Here is an 18,095-nt window from a genome sequence, read left to right as displayed (position 1 = left end):
GTACAGGGCTATGAGTTTTCCCCGGTAGTAACATCAAACTTTAGATGTAGGCTTTTTATGTTTCTGATTTCCGGGTCGTTGTTCACTTCATCCATAACCAGTTCGCATACAGGTATGATCTCGTCTTTGGCGTATTCACTCCCAATCTTGATCGGGTCACCTAAGCTGGTTGTCCCTTGTGGAATAATGCCAGCTTTACCCACTGGGAAACGATGCCCCACTAAGATGTCTTGCGCTGTAATATTCTTGATGCGTTCGAATTCATCTTTCGTAGCAATGTCACCTACAGGGATTAGCTGAATACCCTTCTCTGCACCACCGGGAATATTGACGAACATGCTGCGGAAGTTACCAACGCCTTTAGAGCTGGCGATCTTATCTTTCAACATCTTTTCGTCATCATCACTTAAGTTTGGGTCAGTCGCATAGAAGATAAAACCCATATGAGCACCGTTCTTGTAGTATCGGCGACGAAATAGTGTGGCGTCTTTGTTTAGTAAGCTGCTTTGTAAGCTGCCCAAATAGTCAGGTAAGCCATAAATCTGTTGCTGTAAGTCTTCTTGGGGTAAGAAAATAATGTCATTCGCCTTATAAACGCGTTGCTTGTTGTCACGCTCAAGTAGCACAAAGTCCCCGTTTTTACGTCGACGTAAGTACATCGTTGGTAAAGGGAACAAACGAACAACACGCTTGAAGTGATCGCGGATTTTCAAAAAAGCAGCGTCACCAAAAGTGAAGTAGTTATTGCAAAAAGATTGAATCTGCCGACGTCTAGCACCTCCGCCAGTGGTGAAACGAGCAGCAACATAGTTTGCACGAGCTTTTAGAAGTGAGCCATGGTAGGCATTTGCACGTGAAGTCTCTGCTAAACCTTGTCGTGAAATTGGTGGCTCCCAGTAGTCGTCGGAGTCGTTATAGAACAATTCAGAGTAAGACGTCATCCAACTGGTTGAGTCGATTGCTTCTGGCGAAGAGTCTATGTGATAAACAGACTCTGCATGTTGTTCTTGCTTAACTAGTGTTTCTGTTGTGTAGGTCATGCTGCAGTGGCCCAAGTTGATTTCGTTGGAGTATCGTGATCTAACGGTTCGTTAATGATGGCGTGTGAAATAGCCCAAAACGCATCGGCGTGGCCTGTTGTCTCACTTCGCTCTGCTTTAAAGGTCATAGCGTTACCGCTATTGGTTGGTACTCGCTTAATCGCCATGAATGCCATAGCAATGTCTTTGTGTTCGGCATCAAACTGCAGGCGCTTGGCTTCTACAATGTCGATCATCTTCATCACAAGGCGATTCTTGTTTTCGTTGCTGTAATGTATGGCGTGGGCTTCACGTGGGTGTTTTTTCTTGATTAAGTCCCAAACACCGCCGCCAATCCCCGTAGTGTCAACGCCTATGTAAGTGACTTTGTAGCGTTTAAATACCTTTTCAATTTCACTCACGTGGTACTGGAAGTTAAGGCCTTTCCAGTAGTGTTTCTCTAAAACACGGAATTTTTCACCCGCAACTGCAGGCGGGGCTATAACGACTAAGCAAGCATTATCACGTGTTCGGCTGGGGTCATAACCCAGCCATACTTCACGCCCGGCAAACGGTGATTTTGTTTTCGGCTTGAAGTCCTGCCAGTGGGCTGCGTCAACCATGCCTTTTTCGAGGTCCGCGAATTTGAATACAGACAAAGAGCCGTCGACGAAGACACACATAAACAGGTTGTCGAAATCGTCTTTACTGTATTCGTCCTGCAGTTCTTCAATATCAAATAGCTCACAACCGCCAGCTGCAGCGTCTTCAATAGTGACTACATAACGCCACTGTTTGTCAGGGCAAAGCACACCACCATCGCGGTATTCACCGAACGTTGGAAACTCAATCTTAGCGCGTGAATCTCTGCCTTTTCGCCATTGGTCGCCCGTCCAAAATGGGTACGCCTGGTGCATTTTCGATGATGGTGTCGAAAAGTAGGTTTTACGCCATTTTTTATGGGTAGCCATTGCTGAAGCGAGTTTGTTTAGTTCGTCAAACTTCGGTATCCAGAAGTATTCATCAACATAAACATGGCCGTGGTAACTTTGCGCGGTTTTACTGTTGGTTGATAAAAAACGAAGTTCAGCACCATTAGAGAGAATGATCGGGTTCCCGGTCAGCTCTATGTCTAAGAACTCTTTTGCAATAGCAATGATGTAGCTGCGAAAAACTTCCGCTTGAGCTCGTGACGCTGACAAAAAGATTTGGTTGTCACCAGTCAGAATCGCATCTTCTAAAGCTTCACCACTGAAATAGTAGGTTGCACCAATCTGGCGGGATTTAAGAATGTTACGAATACGCTGTTTGATGTTGTTGCGCATTACGTGTTGATAAGCGAAAAGCGAATCGTGCCACGTGGCAAAGTCTTCTTCACTCAGTTCGCTAATGTCATTCTTTTTACCTTTACGTTTCTTATTCGACTTTGAGTTGCTGCCAGATTGATGATCACCACGGTTACTTTTGTTCTCGTGTTTTTTGTTGCCAGAATTTAAAGGCTGTTCACCTTGCTGTTTTTCTTGTGCCCTTTGTTTCTTCAAAGCTGCGTGATGCTTGATAAGCCTATCGAGCATGTCTAGCTGGTTCTTGCTTGGGTCTTCCAATTCGAGCAACGTTTGAATGCGGTTTGCGATTGCTTCATCAATAGTTTGTTCACGCAACATATCGCGCCAACCGAATTTATCTGCCCAGTAATAAATGATGCGCTCATTATTTAGGTTCAGTTCGGTAGCGATTTCACGTGGCGTCCAAGCTTTCAAATAGAGTGCTCGGGCGGCTTGTCGTACTTCGGGAGAATATGCCATAAGCGCATCATACGCCCCGAAAACTCGCAAATGACTAACTAAAATTCGGATGAATTCGGATATGGGCTCAATCCGAATTTCTAGGAATTGAAGTGGCTGAAACCACCCATTCAAAGGCGTATTGTTTGTCGTGACCGAGATTTATTTGACGTGATTTAACTAGGCAAACGACAAACATGAGCAAAACCAGTGATTGGAAAATTGTTGCAACTGAGGGGGCTACTGTAGATGGTCGCCAAATAACTGCAGCATGGATTAAAGACATGGCATCGCTGTATTCAACTTCTGAGTACACCGCGATGATCTGGCCTGAACACGCACGTTCTCACTGGAATGTGTTTGAGGGTAAAAACTGGGGTGTAGTTGAAGAACTAAAAGCCGAAAAGAAAGACGGCAAGTTGAGACTATTCGCCAAAATTACGCCAAACCAATATTTGCTTGATGCTAACCAAGATGGACAAAAGCTATTTACATCTATTGAGCCTAATCCTGATTACAAGGGCGAGGGGCGATGTTACCTGATGGGCCTAGCTGTGACTGACTCCCCAGCATCTACAGGAACAGACCGCCTTGAGTTCTCACGCAAGCAAGGTGAAGTGACCAAGATTGAATGTAGTGATCTTGAAGAGTTAGATGTGTCCGAATGCTTCACAACAAATCCTATCTCTAAGTTTTTCTCAGATTTGGCAAAACATTTCCAATCTGGCGGGGCACTGCCAGACATTACACCTGTAGAGCCTGAACCAGAGGACATTGACGTGACTCCAGAGCAACTAGAAGCACTATTTGATAAAAAATTTAGTGCCTTAAAAACCTCGCTGAAAGATGAACTCAAACAAGAGTTTTCGCAGCAAAACCCAGAACCAGAGCCGGAATTAAATACAGGGGCAACTGTTGAGCAGTTCTCTGCAGCTTTGGATGACAAGCTAAACCCACTAGTAGAAACAGTGAACGGTTTAGTATCGAAATTTAACAAACTTTCACAAGAAGTGCCGGGACAAGAGCCGGGTGGTGAGGGTACGAGTGACAAAATGGAAGGAGTATTTTAATGCTTAATACTGTTTCAACGAAATACTTAGCTGAGTTCAGTTTATCCGTAGCTCAAGCCGCTGGTTTAGACGTCCCTTATGGAACGTTTAACATCACACCACCGATGGAAACCGCTCTACGTCAGGCAATCCTAGAGTCTCATGAATTTTTAAACATGATCTCTCTGCTACCTGTGCAGCAGATTAAAGGTCAAGTGGTCGATGTTGGTAATGATGGTCTTTCTACAGGTCGTACTTCATCAGGTCGTTTCAGTCGTGAAATGGGCCAAAGTGGTAATACCTACGAACTGACCAAAACGGATTCTGGTGCTCATATTCTTTGGGAAACCATGACCCAATGGGCGAACTCAGGGAAAAAAGGCGAATGGTTGAAACTAATGCTAAACGCGATTTCTCGTGTTTTTGCATTGGATATTCTCCGTGTAGGTTTCAACGGTACATCAATCGCAACGCCTACTGACCCAGAAGCTAATCCACTAGGCCAAGACGTAAACAAGGGTTGGCTTACAGTCGTAAAAGAGAAGAAAGCTAGTCAAGTTTTGGCATCTGCGAAGCTAGACCCTACTGGTGCGGCAGCGGATTCATACAAAAACCTTGATTCGTTGGTACAAGACTTAATCAACACAACTATTGCCCCAGAACATCGTCAAGACCCTGATCTTGTCGTGTTGGTTGGTTCTGATTTGGTCGCGGCTGAACAACATCGTTTGCTAGAAGCGGCAAACTCACCGACAGAACATAAAGCGGCACAAGCTCTTGCAAAAACCATTGCAGGCAAAAAAGCTTATACGCCACCGTTCTTCCCTGCTGACCAAGTGTGGGTGACAAATACGAAGAACCTACAAGTTCTTACCCAAGCAAACACACAACAGCGTCGCCAGAAAAACAATGACGATGAGCTACGTTTCGAATCTAACCATATTCGTATGGAAGGTTATGCAGTGGGCAACCTTAAAAAGTTCGCTGCAATCGAAGCTGTCACTGTTGTTGAACCTGAGCCTGAGCCTGAAGCGTAAGGAGTGATACATGGTTAGCCCATTAGCAAGACAACGTAAAAAGATTCTTAAAAAGCAAGCTAACCAGTCTGCATCGGAAATGGTTTCCGGTGCAGATACCGAGAGCCTGCACATCAAGCTGATCGACTTTGAAGAAGATCGCAAGTACCTAAAGAAGCTCAATGCTATCGAAGACAAAGTGAAGCATAAGCGAGAAGTTTTAGTGCCGAAGTACAAGCCTTACGTGGAAGCTTACCTAGCAAAAGGCGAAGTATTCGAAAACCCAATCTTTACCAACATGGTGATCTGGCTATTCGATGTCAACGACATGGAAACCGCTATTGATTGGTGTTTGAACGCTATCGAGCTGGATTTACCTACACCAGACAACTTCCGCCGTGATTGGCCGACTGTCTGTGCTGATGCAGTGCTTGAGTGGGCAGAAAAAGAATCTGGCCGTGGTCATTCAATTGAGCCTTATTTCAGCAAGGTGTTTGAAAAGGTCGAAAAAGAGTGGCGATTGCATGAAGAAGTTCATGCCAAGTGGTACCGATTCGCAGGCTTGTACCTTATTCGAAATGAAGAGGGCCAACCACAACCAACGGCTATCGGGTGCTTAGAAACACTAGAAAAAGCTTTGGTGCTACTGCAACACGCTCACGACAAGTACGACAAAGTGGGTGTGAAAACCAAGATTGGTCAAATCGAGCAACGTATTCGCGCGATTAAAGACAACAAGAATCTGTAAAGACTCCTACGCCGCCGAGCCTCGGCTGGTGAGGTAAGAGTGCCGATAGGCTAACTCGATACCGTCGACCCAGTGGCTAGAGGCTCACTTATTCCTTAATACAAAGAGCAAGGGCAATTCGATGTTTAATGGTTCAGCTGGAACAGATTATCAAGACACAAACATCACCAATGACGGCTTTTGGCCAGACATCAATGCAGGTGATTTTGAAAAACGTCGTGGTGTTCCGGCACATATGGACAAAGAAGCAATTGCTTACGCTGTAGCTGCTGCAATTGCACAGCTAAACATTGAATTACAAACGACCAAAGAGAAATACCAAGAAAGCGGATTCGCTAAAGCTTCTGATGTGACAGGGCAACCAAGTATCGGTGAAAAGAATCTTTTGGTCATTTTGTATGAAAAGGCTGTGTATGCGAGAGCCAAGGCAGATTTATTGCCAGAGTTCGCAACCCAACAAACTAAAGATGCCGGTGATCGAGTAGCTGAAAAAGAAACTGACACAAAGGATAGCTTGCTTGCAGAAAGTCAGCAGCACGTTAGAGCAATTAAAGGCAAAGGCCGAGTGGGTGTGGAGCTTATATGAGTATTGAGTCTAAAGGTCAAAGTGAAATGGGCTATTTGCTCCAAACGCTAACCGCTCACCTACTGACTGTAATCCCTAAAAAGTGCCACAAGTTACTTGAATCGTGGATGGATGGTGCAGAACTGCAACTTACACCAAAGCATCAAGGCTTGGGGTTTGATTTAGGAATGATGGAATACGAAGCCGTCATTTCAATAGAGCGGTTTCCCTTTAGAGAATTTGAGCCAGCTATCGTCATGGCTTCGGTTATGGCTTGGTTACAAAGCAATGACCCATACCGTGAAACTTATGAACTGCAAGACCCTAGATTCAAAGTTGAGCCAGAAAGTGACAATACAGCCAATGTGGAAATTGATATTCAGTTTATTGAACCTGTCACGATGATCGAAGACGAAAGCGGGCCGATTCATTGGCATGGGAAGCAATACAGTTTAGCCGAATATGAAGTTTGGATAGCTGAGCGATTCACCTTGGATTTAAAACAATGATTGAAGTCCAGTGGGATCAAAAGGGTGTGCTTAGAACAGGCGAGATCTTGAAAGCCCTTGCTATGCCAGCAAAAAAACGAGAACGCCTTTTACGAAGAGTCGCTAAAGAAGTTCAAAAAATATCAAAGCGGAATATTACCAAACAGCAAAGTCCTGATGGTAAGGCGTGGAAAGCTCGAAAGAACAAGCGTAAGGGTAAGAGCAAAAAAATGCTCACAGGCTTTAAGAAGCTGATTTATGTAGAGGCCAACAAAGACGCCGCGACAATCTCAGTGGGAAAAGGTAGCTACGGCATCCACGGTGCATATGTTGCCAATTTCCATCAGCAAGGACACAAGCGCAGAGCGCACAAAAACAATACTCCATCGGGGCGAAAAAATAAGCTTAGTGACACTGCTATGTGTACTCGTGGTCAAGCGAAAGCCCTACGGGATATTGGTTATGAAGTCTATGCAAGGCGAATTAACCCTAAAGCTAAAAGAGGCTCAAAGCGAGTCCCAACGATTAAGTGGATGACTCAAAACCTAACTCAGTACGAAGTTAGAGGCGCATTTAAGCAACTGAGGGAACTTGGCCTAGTTCGGATTAAGAGTGCTTGGGAAATTGTTGTACCACCTCGCAAGTTCCTAGGGGCTTCAAGAACAAACTTGAGAAAGGCATGGACAAGAGCTTTCCAAGGCATTGATTACGGTTGGAACGTTCAACCTAAACACCTAAAAAGAGGATAAATACTCATGGCATGGCCTACCGTCATTATTAACATTCTGAACATGATGCGCGGACCGATCCCGGGCGTTGAATTTCACTTTCTGTTTGTTGTGTACGGCACAGTCGCAGGAACAGAGCGCAACCTCATCATGGTGGACAACACCACGGATTTTGCAGATAGCACGTTCGATAACATCGACCCTGTGCACCTGCTTACACTAAAGGCCGCTCAGTTAAACGGGAAGCAGAACTGGACCGCAGGTGTGATGGTCTTAGCCCCCGCAGATAACTGGCAAGACGCTGTGTTTAAAGCTAATGAAACATCGAGCTTTGAAGCTGTAGTGCTGGATAAACCAGAGACAGGTACAACGGTTCTTGAAGAAGCTGCGGCTTTCCGCACTGAACTTAAAGCCAAGTTAGGTCGTGAAGTGTTCATGATATGCACTCTGCCTGGCATCAATAATGATGCCGTCGATGGGGAAACATGGGCACAGTGGTTGGCAGCAACAGTCGCGGTACCAACGAGCATCGCAAGTGAGTACATCACCGTTGTTCCTCAAGTTCACAAAGAAAACTCAACAGTAGGTATTTACGCTGGACGTTTAGCAAACCAAGAAGTGTCTATTGCTGATTCCCCTGCACGAGTCAAAACAGGCAGCGTACTGGGTAGCATGACTCTAGCAACGGATAAAGACGGCAAGCCGTTGGAGTTAGCAACCCTTAAAGCACTGGAAGCCGCCCGAATTGCGGTTCCAATGTGGTACCCAGATTATCCGGGGCAGTACTGGACAACGGGCCGTACCTTAGATGTTCCGGGTGGAGACTTTCAAGACATTCGTCATATCCGTGTGGCGATGAAAGCGGCGCGTAAAGTTCGTGTCCGTGCGATTGCTCGAATCGCAGACCGTGAATTCAATTCAACGCCAGGCAGTGAAGCAAGCGCAAAACTCTACTTTACCCAAGACCTGCGCGAAATGGCGGTAGTAACGAAAATCGGTGATTACGAGTTCCCCGGTGAAATCAAACCGCCACAAGATGAAGACATCACCATCACTTGGATTAACAGTGAAGAAGTGGAAATTCTGCTCGCTGTTACGCCTTATGCATGCCCAGTGAAAATCACCATCGGAATCATGCTCAACCAACGACTAGGAGAGTAATAAATGACTTCTCGTTATACAGGTCGAAGCTTCGACGTAAACATGCTGGGTGTTCTGGTTCATGTGGAATCGGCAACAGCAACCATCAATGACGAATCAGCCGTTGATAAAGAGCGTGGGATACCAACGGGCTTTACGCATGGTGCAGTTAACTGTGATGTGGAATATGAGTTGGATTTAAACAACTTCCGCAAGCTGCAGCAAAAAGCACGTGAAGCAGGTAGCTGGCGCGGCATTAAGCCTCACGATTGCATGTTTTATGCAAATACAGGTGACGATGAAGACAAAGTGGAGTTGTTCGGTGTGAAGCTTCAAATCTCTGATCTACTCAGTGTCGATCCTAACAGCAGTGATAAGACCAAACGCAAACTGAAAGGCTTTGTAACGAGTGCGCACTTTGTCCGCATCAATGGTATTTCATACCTGAGTTCAGACGACACACGCGGTCTGCTTTAAGCCTAACCAGAGAGATAACGAATGCCGGATTTTATCGACCATGCCAGTAGTCATGAAGCCAAATTCACCGAAATGGCGATTGCAAGCCAACGTAAACGGTCAGTGCAGACAGGCCAACAAGAAAGCGCTAAAGAGTGCTACGAGTGTGGCGATGAAATCCCAGAAGCGCGTCGAGTGGCGATAGCGGGGTGTCGTTATTGTGCATCTTGCCAAGCAGAGCGGGAGTAACGGAATGAAAGACTGGTACGACAAAATAACCAGTGGAATTGCCTATATCGTGTCATTAGCGGGTATGACTTTCAGCAAACTGACCTTTGAACAATGGTACTTCGTTTTATCGCTTGTCATTGGTCTGGCAGCTCTAGGGTTGAATTACTGGCATAAACGAGCGATGCAACGTATTGCTAACGAAAAAGGAGTGGCACTCAATGAAACTGACTAAACGCATTATTTGTTCTGTCGCAGCTGTGATCGGTTTGGTGACAGGTGGTGTGACACTGAACAGTTCAGAACTCCCAACTGGCACCGTGACCATTGCAGGCGCACAAGTTGGGGAACTAAGAACGAGCCCTATTGGCTTGGAAATTATCGGTGATGCAGAGGGGTGTCGACAAGACCCGTACACATGCCCCGCAGGACTGGCAACTAATGGCATTGGTAACACTCATGGTGTGAATGGCCAAGTTGTGTCGTTAGAGCAAATAGCAACCGACTGGGTGAAGAACTTGCAGCAAGCTGAGCAATGTATCCGTAGTTCAGAGGCAGATTCTGGCAAACAGATGTCACAAGGTCAGTTCGATGCATTCACTTCTTTTAGCTTTAACACTGGCTGCACTCGATTTATGCAAAATCGGGATGGGAGCGAAACACAAATTTATCGCTTCATCAAACAAGGTGACTTTACGAGCGCCTGCCATGAGTTGCCAAGGTGGGTTTATGGCGGTGGTGTGAAGTTGAAAGGTTTAATTGACCGTAGGGATAAAGAGCATGATCGCTGCCTTTCCATTGAAAAGCATCAAATGGGTTAAGTGGCTAGTTATTGCTGCAGTGGGGGTTGTTATGGTGTCGATGTGGTTAATGCTGAAAGCAAGTAAGTCAGAGCAGGCCGCTTTAAGGGCTCGTTTAGATAATGCCTTATCAACGAATCAAGTTAGCCAAGCCAGCATTGACACGCTCACCCAAGAAAACAGCGATGCAAATCAGTTACTGGTCAAAAGGGCTCGGCAGCACAGCACGATAGAGGAACAGCTCAATGAAGACATTGAAATGCTTCGAGGCCAGTTGGTTGGCAATGAGTGTTATCAAAAGCCTTGGCCTAGTGATGTTGCTAACAGGTTGCGCGAACCGTACTGAGTTGGTTGCAACTCAAGTCGTGATCAAGTTGCCCCCTGCAGGGCTGATTGTTCCGTGTCATAAACCAGAAATTCAAGGTACTAGCCCGTTAATCACCGCGAGTGAAGATGTACCCAAATTAAAAGCGGCCCTGAGTAAATGCGCACAGCAAACCGAAGATTATTTGCAATGGCGTGCCAAGCACGACCACGCTAAGCACACACAAAACTAAGAGAGATGAAAATGACGAAACCTGCTTTCACATCAAAACCTGTAGTAGTGACTATCGGTGCTACTGATTTTGAATTTACCCCAACGGTGCAAGATGCGAACAATTATACCAATGACATGATGCCGAATAACAAAGTGGCTCCTGCATACACGTATTTAACTCGCACTGTTAAACCAGAGCAGAAAGATGCGCTGATCGAGTTACTTGATAGTGTGCCCGGTCTAACCATTGAGCTGTTCGCAACGGTGAGTAATGCCTCTAAAGGTGGCATTGAAATCTCACTAAAAAAATAACTGACAGGGCAAAGCGGATTGAGGATAACCCACTTGAACAAGCCTTTGCCCTGCGTCGTCATTTTCTCCCCAATGAACCCGACGACGAACAAAGTTTAAGCCGCGCTATCTGGCTGGATAAAAACCAGTTTGAACGCAGCGAGCGAGCAGTAATGAGCGCAATTAGCCGATTGTTTAGTAAATAGTTGAAATCAAGAGCGGGTAAGCATCACGCATGAGTATGGAAAAGCTATTAATGCACGTGGCATTGGTTGACCAAGTTACCAAGCCACTGCAAGGCATTACCAAAGAAGTGCAATCGTCCATGGAAGCAGGCAAGCAAGGCATGCAGAACATGGCAACAGGTGGTGCAGGTTTGGTCGCTGCTGGCTTTGCTATCCAAAATGCGTTGATGCCTGCCATTGAAATGGACAGAAAACTCGGTGAGGTTAAATCACTTGGTGTCACTGATGATGCGTTAAAACAGTTACAAGCAACGGCTTTAGACTTTGCTGCTGAGTACGGTAAATCAGCAACTGAGTTTGTTGGTGCTTCCTATGATATTCAATCCGCTATTTCGGGGTTAAGCGGTGATGAGCTTTCCCAATTTACTAAAGCTTCGGGTGTGCTTGCTGCTGCGACTAAAGCTGACACTGCCACTATCACCAGTTACATGGGGACCATGTACGGGATATTTAAGAACCAAGCCACAGAAATGGGCAAAGGTGAATGGGTTGAACAAGTAGCAGGCATGACCGCCAGTGCCGTTCAAATGTTTAAGACAACGGGCAGTGAAATGAGTAGCGCCTTTACCAGTGTGGGCGCTAACGCTACATCGGCAGGCATTGCGATGTCTGAGCAAATGGCGGTCTTAGGGACCTTGCAAGCCACTATGAGCGGCAGTGAAGCAGGTACCAAATATAAAGCGTTCCTAGCTGGCGTTGCTAATGCTCAAGATAAGCTCAATTTGTCCTTTACAGACAGCCAAGGGCAAATGCTGCCAATGCTGGATATTCTCGATAAGTTGAAAGGTAAGTACGGTGACACGCTCAGCGTTGCCGAATCTGCTGACTTGAAAAAAGCATTTGGCTCAGAGGAAGCCGTAAGCATGATCAAGTTGCTCATGGCTGATACTGATGGGTTAGCAGGAAGCATTGAACAATTGGGCCAAGTCCAAGGCATGTCAAAAGCCGAAGAAATGGCAAGTGCAATGACTGACCAATGGGAACGGCTCGAAGCCTCATGGTTTGCTGTTCGTGCTGCAGTGTTTGGTGCCATTCTTCCATCTATCAATGCCATTGTGGGTTCAATGGCTAATGGCTTAGTTTACATCACTGGTTGGACAGATGAATTCCCTTGGCTTGCCGAAATTCTGGGCTATGTCGCTATTGCGGGTTTATCCCTTGGTGGTGTAGTCGCAACACTATCGCTGGTTATGGGGATTGGGCAAATGATGTCTGCAGGTTGGGCCGTCACCATGACGGGTTTAAACAGCATCATGAAACTGCTACGCATTACCACAATTGCAAGCACTGCCGCCGCTTGGTTATTTAATGCAGCTTTATGGGCGAACCCAATTACGTGGGTAGTGGCTGGTATTGCTCTGCTTATTGGTGGTGTGGCCGCCGCAATCTATTGGTGGGACGACTTAACCGCAGCATTCAAAGACACGGCTTGGTTTGATGTTATTGCCGGAGCTATTGAGGGCATTGTTGACCTGCTGAACATGATCCCCGGTGTGAATATTGAACTGGGTAGCAAGGTTGACACTCCAGAAGTGAGTGCAGCCGTTCAAGCCGAACGCAGCGCACCTCAATCTATTCAGCCAATGGCGTTCGAAGCCCCTGAAGTGCCAACGGGTAACGGTGGCAGCATTGCCGAATACAAGCAACCGGGAGCAGTGCCAACACTACCGCCAAGCATGGTTCAAAACGTAACGACTACCCATAAACCGCAAGGCGGCAACATGAACTCATACGGTGACGTTTACATCACTGCACCGAATGGAATCACACCAGACCAGTTAGCCGAATGGGATGAACTCAATGCCGGATAGCCATTTATCAGAAAGTAAAAAGTACATCGACATTAAAGTGATTGACGGTGGCTGGGATATGGACGCAGGTCAACAGCCTGCCGAATGCAGTGATTTATACAGCATCGCACAAGATATTAAGCACGCCATTATGGAATCGGGTTTGGCCCGTCAATTGGTTGCTGAACGGAACCCTGCGTTACGCGCTGATGTGATGGTGCAGATTGAGCAGTTAGCCGAGCGTGATGTGAGAGTCGTTCCCGGCACTGCAACCGCAACAGAATTAGAAGCGGGTGAAATTACCTTAACCGCAACCGCTTATGAATATGGCGAGCTAGAAGTTTCTGTAGGAGAGAACGGGCATGAGTAAACGACCAAACGCAGACTTTGTTGAGATTCTAAGTGAATCGGGTGTGCCTGTTACCGAAGATGAATTCGAAGCCAAGCTAAAACAAGAAGTCGTGGGAGCTGGCAGCAAGGTATCTAATGACTCTGAAATGTCACCGTTTTGGCGATGGGTTAGCGCTGCTGTAGTGACGCCATGTGTGTGGCTGATCAGAACATTACTAGCAGAACACGTCATGCCAAATATGTTTGTGGCAACGGCAGAGCGTTGGGCTTTAGAGCTGAAAGCTTGGGAGCATGACATCGAGCCGAAAGAGGCTAAGAAAACACAAGGCAACATCACCTTAACCAAAGCGAACGCTGCTGATGCTGTCACGATTGAAGCGGGTAAGGTGGTTCAAACCCTGCCGATTGATGGTGTGGTGTATCAAGTTCGAGTGCTTGCTGAAACCGTGATTGATGCGGGGCAGCTCACGGGCAAAGTGCAGGTTGAAGCATTCGAAGCAGGCTCTGCTTTTAACTTGCCTGCCGGTTACTTCAATATCATTCCAGAAGAGATCCCAGGCATTGTTGACGCAGTTAACGAACCTGACTGGATAACCCAATTGGGCGCAGGCGTTGAAAGCGAAGAAGAACTGGCACTGCGAATTCAGAATGCTTTCACCAGTTCGGGTGAATGGCACATTGATGATGTTTATCGCTCCATTATTTCCAGTGTTGCTGGGGTTCGTAGCGATAACATCTATTTCAATAATACAGGTGAAGTGACGCCGGGGACTGCAGAAGCGTTGATTTTGATGGAAGTCGGAGCAACGCCACTGCCCGTTCTTGACCAGTTAAATGACCACATTATGGCTAAAGGGCATCATGGCCATGGTGATGTGCTGACTTGTAAGGCTATTCCAGATACTGAGCACGATGTGATCGCCGATGTTGTTTTGGTGGCGAATTTAGACGAAGCAACCAAAGTTAACGAGCTGCTAGAAGTTGAAGACCGTATCAGGGCGGCATTTCGTGAGACTGCTGCTTATCCAGAAATGACTCGCGCCAAACCCGAGAGCCGCTTTAGCCTTTCTCGGCTTGGTACTGAAATTCATACCAATATGGTGCAGGTCGAATCGGTAAAGTTCACCGTAGGCGGCAAGGTTCAAGAGGACATTATCAGCGATCTAGAGCAACCACGTTTGAAAACGCTAACGGTAAGAGAGTAAGCCATGTCTGAACCTCAAAGTTACAACCAAGAGCAACATGCACCAGAGTTACCGGAAACGGTTATTCCATGGTGGCAAGACGGCAGCACTACATCGGAAGAAATCAAAGAACCGCACTTTCTATCAAAAGGCGTGTTTGCATTCTTTCAAATGGTTTGGGGTTGGTTGCTGTTTCCACTTCGCCAAATGGATGCGCTGACATGCAGCGAAAACACCTTGGAGCTAATGGCTTGGGATAGAGACATCAAACGCTTTGAAGGTGAACCGCTTTCTTTGTTTCGTAAGCGAGTGAAATTCGCTGCTGTGAATGCCAAAGACGCAGGCAGCGTTGCAGGGTTTAAGCGAATTTTTGAAAGGTTGGGCATTGGTATCGTCGCGTTTAAAGAACGTGAAGATGCAGTGCAGTGGGATGTTTGCACCATTGAGCTAACAGACGGTGATATTTCCAATAATACCAAGTTGGTTCAAACACTGATTGAGCAGTATGGCCGGACGTGTCGCCGTTACCGTTTTCAAGTGACGTTCCAGACAACCTTAACCGTTGCTAGTGGTGAGTTCTCACACAATTTCAGCCTGTTTTTAGCAGAGACTAAACAAGCCGTTGAAATGAATGTGAAACCACAGCCAGTTGAACATCAACAACAAGTATTTATTGCCAGCCTTTAGTGGGTCAACATTTGTATAGCCAGTTAAAGAAAATAAGGGAGGTACCCAATGAGCCAAACGGCAATCCCGCTCGAATTTGAGCGTTACTTGCAAAATCAGATTAGTGGTGGTGTTGCACCAGACATGAACGAAATGATTTTTGCGCACATTCCGGGACTAGACCCAAGCCTGCCAATTAACCGTGAAAATGGTTTGCCTGATGTTTCGCTATGGGTACATCAACAAGACATCGACCAAGTGGGCAAACTGGGTGACAACGCACTGGCGTACTCAGTTGTGATCCCCGGTACCGTTGCAGAGTTCACTTTTAATGCGATTTATCTACGTGACAAGAATGTGCCGAATTCTTGCGGAATGGTGGTGCACAAAGTCGAAGAAACCAAAGAAAATGGTATGGCGAGCACTAAGTCATTGGTGCAAGCCTATGACGGAGCCGCGCAAATCGCTGGAATTACCGTTGATGCTTCGACTTGGCAGATTGACTATCAAGCACGTTTGAAAGGTATCGAAGAAGACCACCGTTTGGCCTGCTTAGATAACTACGGTCACACGGCATTTGTTGATGGGTTTGACGTGGCCCAACAAGCTGACCCGAACAAATACAAAGTGACTCCTGGTGTTGTTTATGTCGGTGGTTTGCGTGGCATATTAACTGGTGAAGTGTTGCAAACCATCACCACTAAACCCAATGGTTTGTATGTCGATGTTGTTCGCCAAGGTACTGCGCTTTCAGTATGGGAAAACAAAGTCTCGATTGCAGTTTCAGAAACTGAGCTAACCGATTATGTGGACGGAAACGGTGATAAGCACTATGTCGCTAAACTGGCCGGAATTAATGCTGATGGTTCTGTGATTGATTGGCGTGTTAAGGGTGGTTTGGCTGAGCATGTGTTAGTTTCGCAGTTTATGCCTTATGACTCAGAGCGAGTTTATACGACTGGTGAGATTTGCTACACCAAAGACCAAGCTACGGGCGAGTTGAGCTACTGGCAATGGTATTCCAATGTTGAATCATTGGCTGGGAAAAACCCATTATTAGAAGCTAACCGACATGTTGGTTGGTCAGATAGCAGTAAACCGTTCTATTGGGTGCCATACACAGGTGATCAAATTGGTATGCCTTTCTACTGGATTGATACTAATCCGCCAGAATGGGCGGTGATGGAAATCAATGTTGATTTACCTATTGCTGTTTATTGGCGTTTAGCCCGTCGGTATCCACATTTAGTCACTGGTAACACAATTAATACTGGTGAGATTCGCGGTGAGTTCTTGCGAGTGCTCGATCAAGGTCGTGGTGTTGATTCTGGTCGTTCATCAAATGCAGCCCAGGGTCAAATGATTCAACAGCATAATCATGATATTAATATCAATAAAACTTTAGCAGCCGAAGTGGCAAGTAGTGGTTCTGGTCGCTACATTGAAGGTCATACAGGCGGAGCCGCGACATCGTATTCAGGAGGCAATGAAACTCGTCCTAGAAACGTTGCACGTGCAATGGCTATTTCTATTTAAGGAGTTAACATGAATAAATATTATTGGCCAGTTGACCCTTCAACCAAAGAAGTTAGCGAACCAGTGAAAGCAATGTACCGAGGTGGCATTCATCATATTCCACGTACAGCTTTAAAAACTAAACCCGTAGATGGAAAAGACGGTTTTGTTGTCATTGCAGTAATAGGTGATGATGGTTTAGCTATTGGTTCAGAATTGATAGAAGATCACCGAGATAAAACGGTGTATGACCAATCAAACTGTAACAAATTCCAAAAAGTAACAGAGCTTGGCCCATTGCCTGACGGCTGGACTTTAGAAGTACCAACGACAAAGTTTGATGAATGGATGAATGGTGTTTGGGTGACAAACGAAAGCAATAAATACATTGCTGAATACAACAAGGTAGATGATGCCCGCCGAGCTGCTTACTTTCAGGTTGTTACCCCGCTCATAGATGAGGCAAAAATCAAACGTGATTTGATTAAGACGCCGGAAGCGATTGCCGAAGCGGACGAACTAGAGCAACAAGCACTAGCTGCTAGGCAGAAAATCCAAGCTGAACATCCTTGGCCGACTCCGCCAGAGGTCTAGCGTATGTGGCAAGAATCTCCACTAAGTTGGCCTAGCAGTTCACAAGCAATCCAAACCAGTGCCGAGCAGGTAACAGACCAAATCGGCACAACGATGAATGATGCAGTTAGCCGCTTAACTAACCTTGAAAGTGACGCCAGTTATGGGCGTCACTCTTTAAGTGAAGAAGCGAATGCGTTAATTGGGTTGCGTGGTGATCTTGAGTCTTTGTTAAGAACTGGCACCGTACTAACCGCCACACCTTACCAATTTCAAGTTGGTACCAAGTTGGATTCGGGTTGTTACCTGAACCCACAAGCTGCAGTTAAAGCGTTAGCTGGTAAGTTGCGTGATCATGCTGATAAGTATCGACCAAATGACAATCTTCACAGTATCGCACTTATGGTGACAGCTTCACAATTAGCACAGTTCGCTAATCAGTTGACGGATCTTGTTTCCGTGTTTCCTTTGCCAGATTGGTGTCAGGTGGCTAGGCAAACTCAAGCACTAGTGACCAATGAAACCGATAAGCTTCACCAACCTGCTGCAATCGTCCAACCTCGCTTTAAACCTATGGCGAAACTCAATGCCAATCCATTGCATGACGCTTTGCATTGGCAGGGGGCACAAATCGCCACGCTCGAATCGTTAGCTGATGATGCGAACCATGTGATCGGTAAGTTGCAGGCTCTGGCAGCAAAGAGATCTACAAGGTTGGGTGATGTCAAAGCCCAGATAAATGCACTTAAAAGCCTAAAAGGTAGTATTTACGCTTTTTCTGTTTCTGGCAGTACTGAAAGTATCGCAACGCAGATTAGCCAAGCAGGTGCGCCAAACAATCATCAATTCACCGTGGCGAGTCTATTGCTTAGCCATGAACCCATGACCTTTTTTGAGGAATTGCTTTGTTAAATAAAGCTT

General features: G+C 46.1%; 22 protein-coding genes. 20 read left to right on the top strand and 2 right to left on the bottom strand.

The window, feature by feature from the left end; translation table 11 throughout:
• Positions 1–8: 8 nt before the first annotated feature.
• Positions 9–1,040: a phage portal protein gene (locus Q1A70_RS05135; RefSeq protein WP_299689268.1), complete on the bottom strand. Its 1,032-nt coding sequence runs from the start codon at positions 1,038–1,040 to the stop codon at positions 9–11.
• Entirely contained in the window at positions 1,037–2,824 is a 1,788-nt protein-coding gene (locus Q1A70_RS05130) for a terminase family protein (protein WP_299689271.1), read from the bottom strand. Before Q1A70_RS05130 ends, Q1A70_RS05135 begins: the two co-directional genes overlap by 4 nt.
• A 176-nt stretch (positions 2,825–3,000) precedes the next feature.
• On the opposite strand from Q1A70_RS05130, the gene Q1A70_RS05125 reads away from it, so the two are divergent.
• From Q1A70_RS05125 to Q1A70_RS05030, 20 genes are all read left to right on the top strand, one after another.
• Complete coding sequence (locus Q1A70_RS05125) at positions 3,001–3,873, top strand: GPO family capsid scaffolding protein (protein ID WP_299689274.1); 873 nt, start codon at positions 3,001–3,003, stop codon at positions 3,871–3,873.
• Complete coding sequence (locus Q1A70_RS05120; protein ID WP_299689277.1) at positions 3,873–4,889, top strand: phage major capsid protein, P2 family; 1,017 nt, start codon at positions 3,873–3,875, stop codon at positions 4,887–4,889. The genes Q1A70_RS05125 and Q1A70_RS05120 overlap by 1 nt, the downstream gene beginning before the upstream one ends.
• A gap of 10 nt (positions 4,890–4,899) precedes the next feature.
• Positions 4,900–5,616 (top strand): terminase endonuclease subunit, encoded by a 717-nt coding sequence (locus tag Q1A70_RS05115; protein ID WP_299689280.1) that lies wholly within the window; start codon positions 4,900–4,902, stop codon positions 5,614–5,616.
• Between the two features lie 121 nt (positions 5,617–5,737).
• Positions 5,738–6,202 carry a head completion/stabilization protein gene (locus Q1A70_RS05110; RefSeq protein ID WP_299689283.1) on the top strand — a complete coding sequence of 155 codons (465 nt, stop codon included), beginning with the start codon at positions 5,738–5,740 and terminating at the stop codon, positions 6,200–6,202.
• Positions 6,199–6,690, top strand: coding sequence for a phage tail protein (locus tag Q1A70_RS05105; protein ID WP_299689286.1), 492 nt, complete (start codon positions 6,199–6,201; stop codon positions 6,688–6,690). Before Q1A70_RS05110 ends, Q1A70_RS05105 begins: the two co-directional genes overlap by 4 nt.
• A complete protein-coding gene (locus Q1A70_RS05100; RefSeq protein WP_299689289.1) occupies positions 6,687–7,418 on the top strand; it encodes a phage virion morphogenesis protein in 732 nt (243 codons plus the stop codon). Before Q1A70_RS05105 ends, Q1A70_RS05100 begins: the two co-directional genes overlap by 4 nt.
• A 6-nt stretch (positions 7,419–7,424) precedes the next feature.
• Positions 7,425–8,558 carry a DUF2586 domain-containing protein gene (locus Q1A70_RS05095; RefSeq protein WP_299689292.1) on the top strand — a complete coding sequence of 378 codons (1,134 nt, stop codon included), beginning with the start codon at positions 7,425–7,427 and terminating at the stop codon, positions 8,556–8,558.
• A 3-nt stretch (positions 8,559–8,561) separates the two neighbouring features.
• Positions 8,562–9,014: a phage protein gene (locus Q1A70_RS05090; RefSeq protein ID WP_299689295.1), complete on the top strand. Its 453-nt coding sequence runs from the start codon at positions 8,562–8,564 to the stop codon at positions 9,012–9,014.
• Positions 9,015–9,035: 21 nt separating this feature from the next.
• The gene (locus tag Q1A70_RS05085) at positions 9,036–9,242 is read left to right on the top strand and encodes a TraR/DksA C4-type zinc finger protein (protein ID WP_299689298.1); all 207 of its coding nucleotides are present in this window, start codon (positions 9,036–9,038) and stop codon (positions 9,240–9,242) included.
• A 4-nt stretch (positions 9,243–9,246) separates the two neighbouring features.
• A complete protein-coding gene (locus tag Q1A70_RS05080) occupies positions 9,247–9,456 on the top strand; it encodes an HP1 family phage holin (protein WP_299689301.1) in 210 nt (69 codons plus the stop codon).
• A complete protein-coding gene (locus tag Q1A70_RS05075; protein ID WP_299689304.1) occupies positions 9,443–10,042 on the top strand; it encodes a lysozyme in 600 nt (199 codons plus the stop codon). Before Q1A70_RS05080 ends, Q1A70_RS05075 begins: the two co-directional genes overlap by 14 nt.
• A 224-nt stretch (positions 10,043–10,266) precedes the next feature.
• Positions 10,267–10,578: a hypothetical protein gene (locus tag Q1A70_RS05070; RefSeq protein ID WP_299689307.1), complete on the top strand. Its 312-nt coding sequence runs from the start codon at positions 10,267–10,269 to the stop codon at positions 10,576–10,578.
• 11 nt (positions 10,579–10,589) lie between these two features.
• Positions 10,590–10,871 (top strand): putative phage tail assembly chaperone, encoded by a 282-nt coding sequence (locus tag Q1A70_RS05065; RefSeq protein ID WP_299689310.1) that lies wholly within the window; start codon positions 10,590–10,592, stop codon positions 10,869–10,871.
• Between the two features lie 214 nt (positions 10,872–11,085).
• A complete protein-coding gene (locus Q1A70_RS05060; RefSeq protein WP_299689313.1) occupies positions 11,086–12,906 on the top strand; it encodes a phage tail tape measure protein in 1,821 nt (606 codons plus the stop codon).
• Positions 12,887–13,255: a DUF2590 family protein gene (locus Q1A70_RS05055; RefSeq protein ID WP_299689317.1), complete on the top strand. Its 369-nt coding sequence runs from the start codon at positions 12,887–12,889 to the stop codon at positions 13,253–13,255. Before Q1A70_RS05060 ends, Q1A70_RS05055 begins: the two co-directional genes overlap by 20 nt.
• Positions 13,248–14,441: a baseplate J/gp47 family protein gene (locus tag Q1A70_RS05050; protein WP_299689321.1), complete on the top strand. Its 1,194-nt coding sequence runs from the start codon at positions 13,248–13,250 to the stop codon at positions 14,439–14,441. Before Q1A70_RS05055 ends, Q1A70_RS05050 begins: the two co-directional genes overlap by 8 nt.
• Before the next feature lie 3 nt (positions 14,442–14,444).
• Entirely contained in the window at positions 14,445–15,107 is a 663-nt protein-coding gene (locus Q1A70_RS05045; RefSeq protein WP_299689324.1) for a phage tail protein, read from the top strand.
• Positions 15,108–15,155: 48 nt separating this feature from the next.
• Positions 15,156–16,622, top strand: coding sequence for a phage tail protein (locus Q1A70_RS05040; protein WP_299689327.1), 1,467 nt, complete (start codon positions 15,156–15,158; stop codon positions 16,620–16,622).
• A 9-nt stretch (positions 16,623–16,631) separates the two neighbouring features.
• Positions 16,632–17,195 carry a hypothetical protein gene (locus Q1A70_RS05035; RefSeq protein WP_299689330.1) on the top strand — a complete coding sequence of 188 codons (564 nt, stop codon included), beginning with the start codon at positions 16,632–16,634 and terminating at the stop codon, positions 17,193–17,195.
• Positions 17,196–17,198: 3 nt separating this feature from the next.
• The gene (locus Q1A70_RS05030) at positions 17,199–18,086 is read left to right on the top strand and encodes a hypothetical protein (protein WP_299689333.1); all 888 of its coding nucleotides are present in this window, start codon (positions 17,199–17,201) and stop codon (positions 18,084–18,086) included.
• The last annotated feature ends 9 nt before the right edge of the window (positions 18,087–18,095 follow it).

Source organism: uncultured Vibrio sp. (assembly GCF_947488985.1).
In the GTDB taxonomy this organism is placed as follows: Bacteria; Pseudomonadota; Gammaproteobacteria; order Enterobacterales; family Vibrionaceae; genus Vibrio.
Note: the sequence above shows the minus strand (reverse complement) of the source record. Positions and strands in the feature narration are given on the sequence as shown.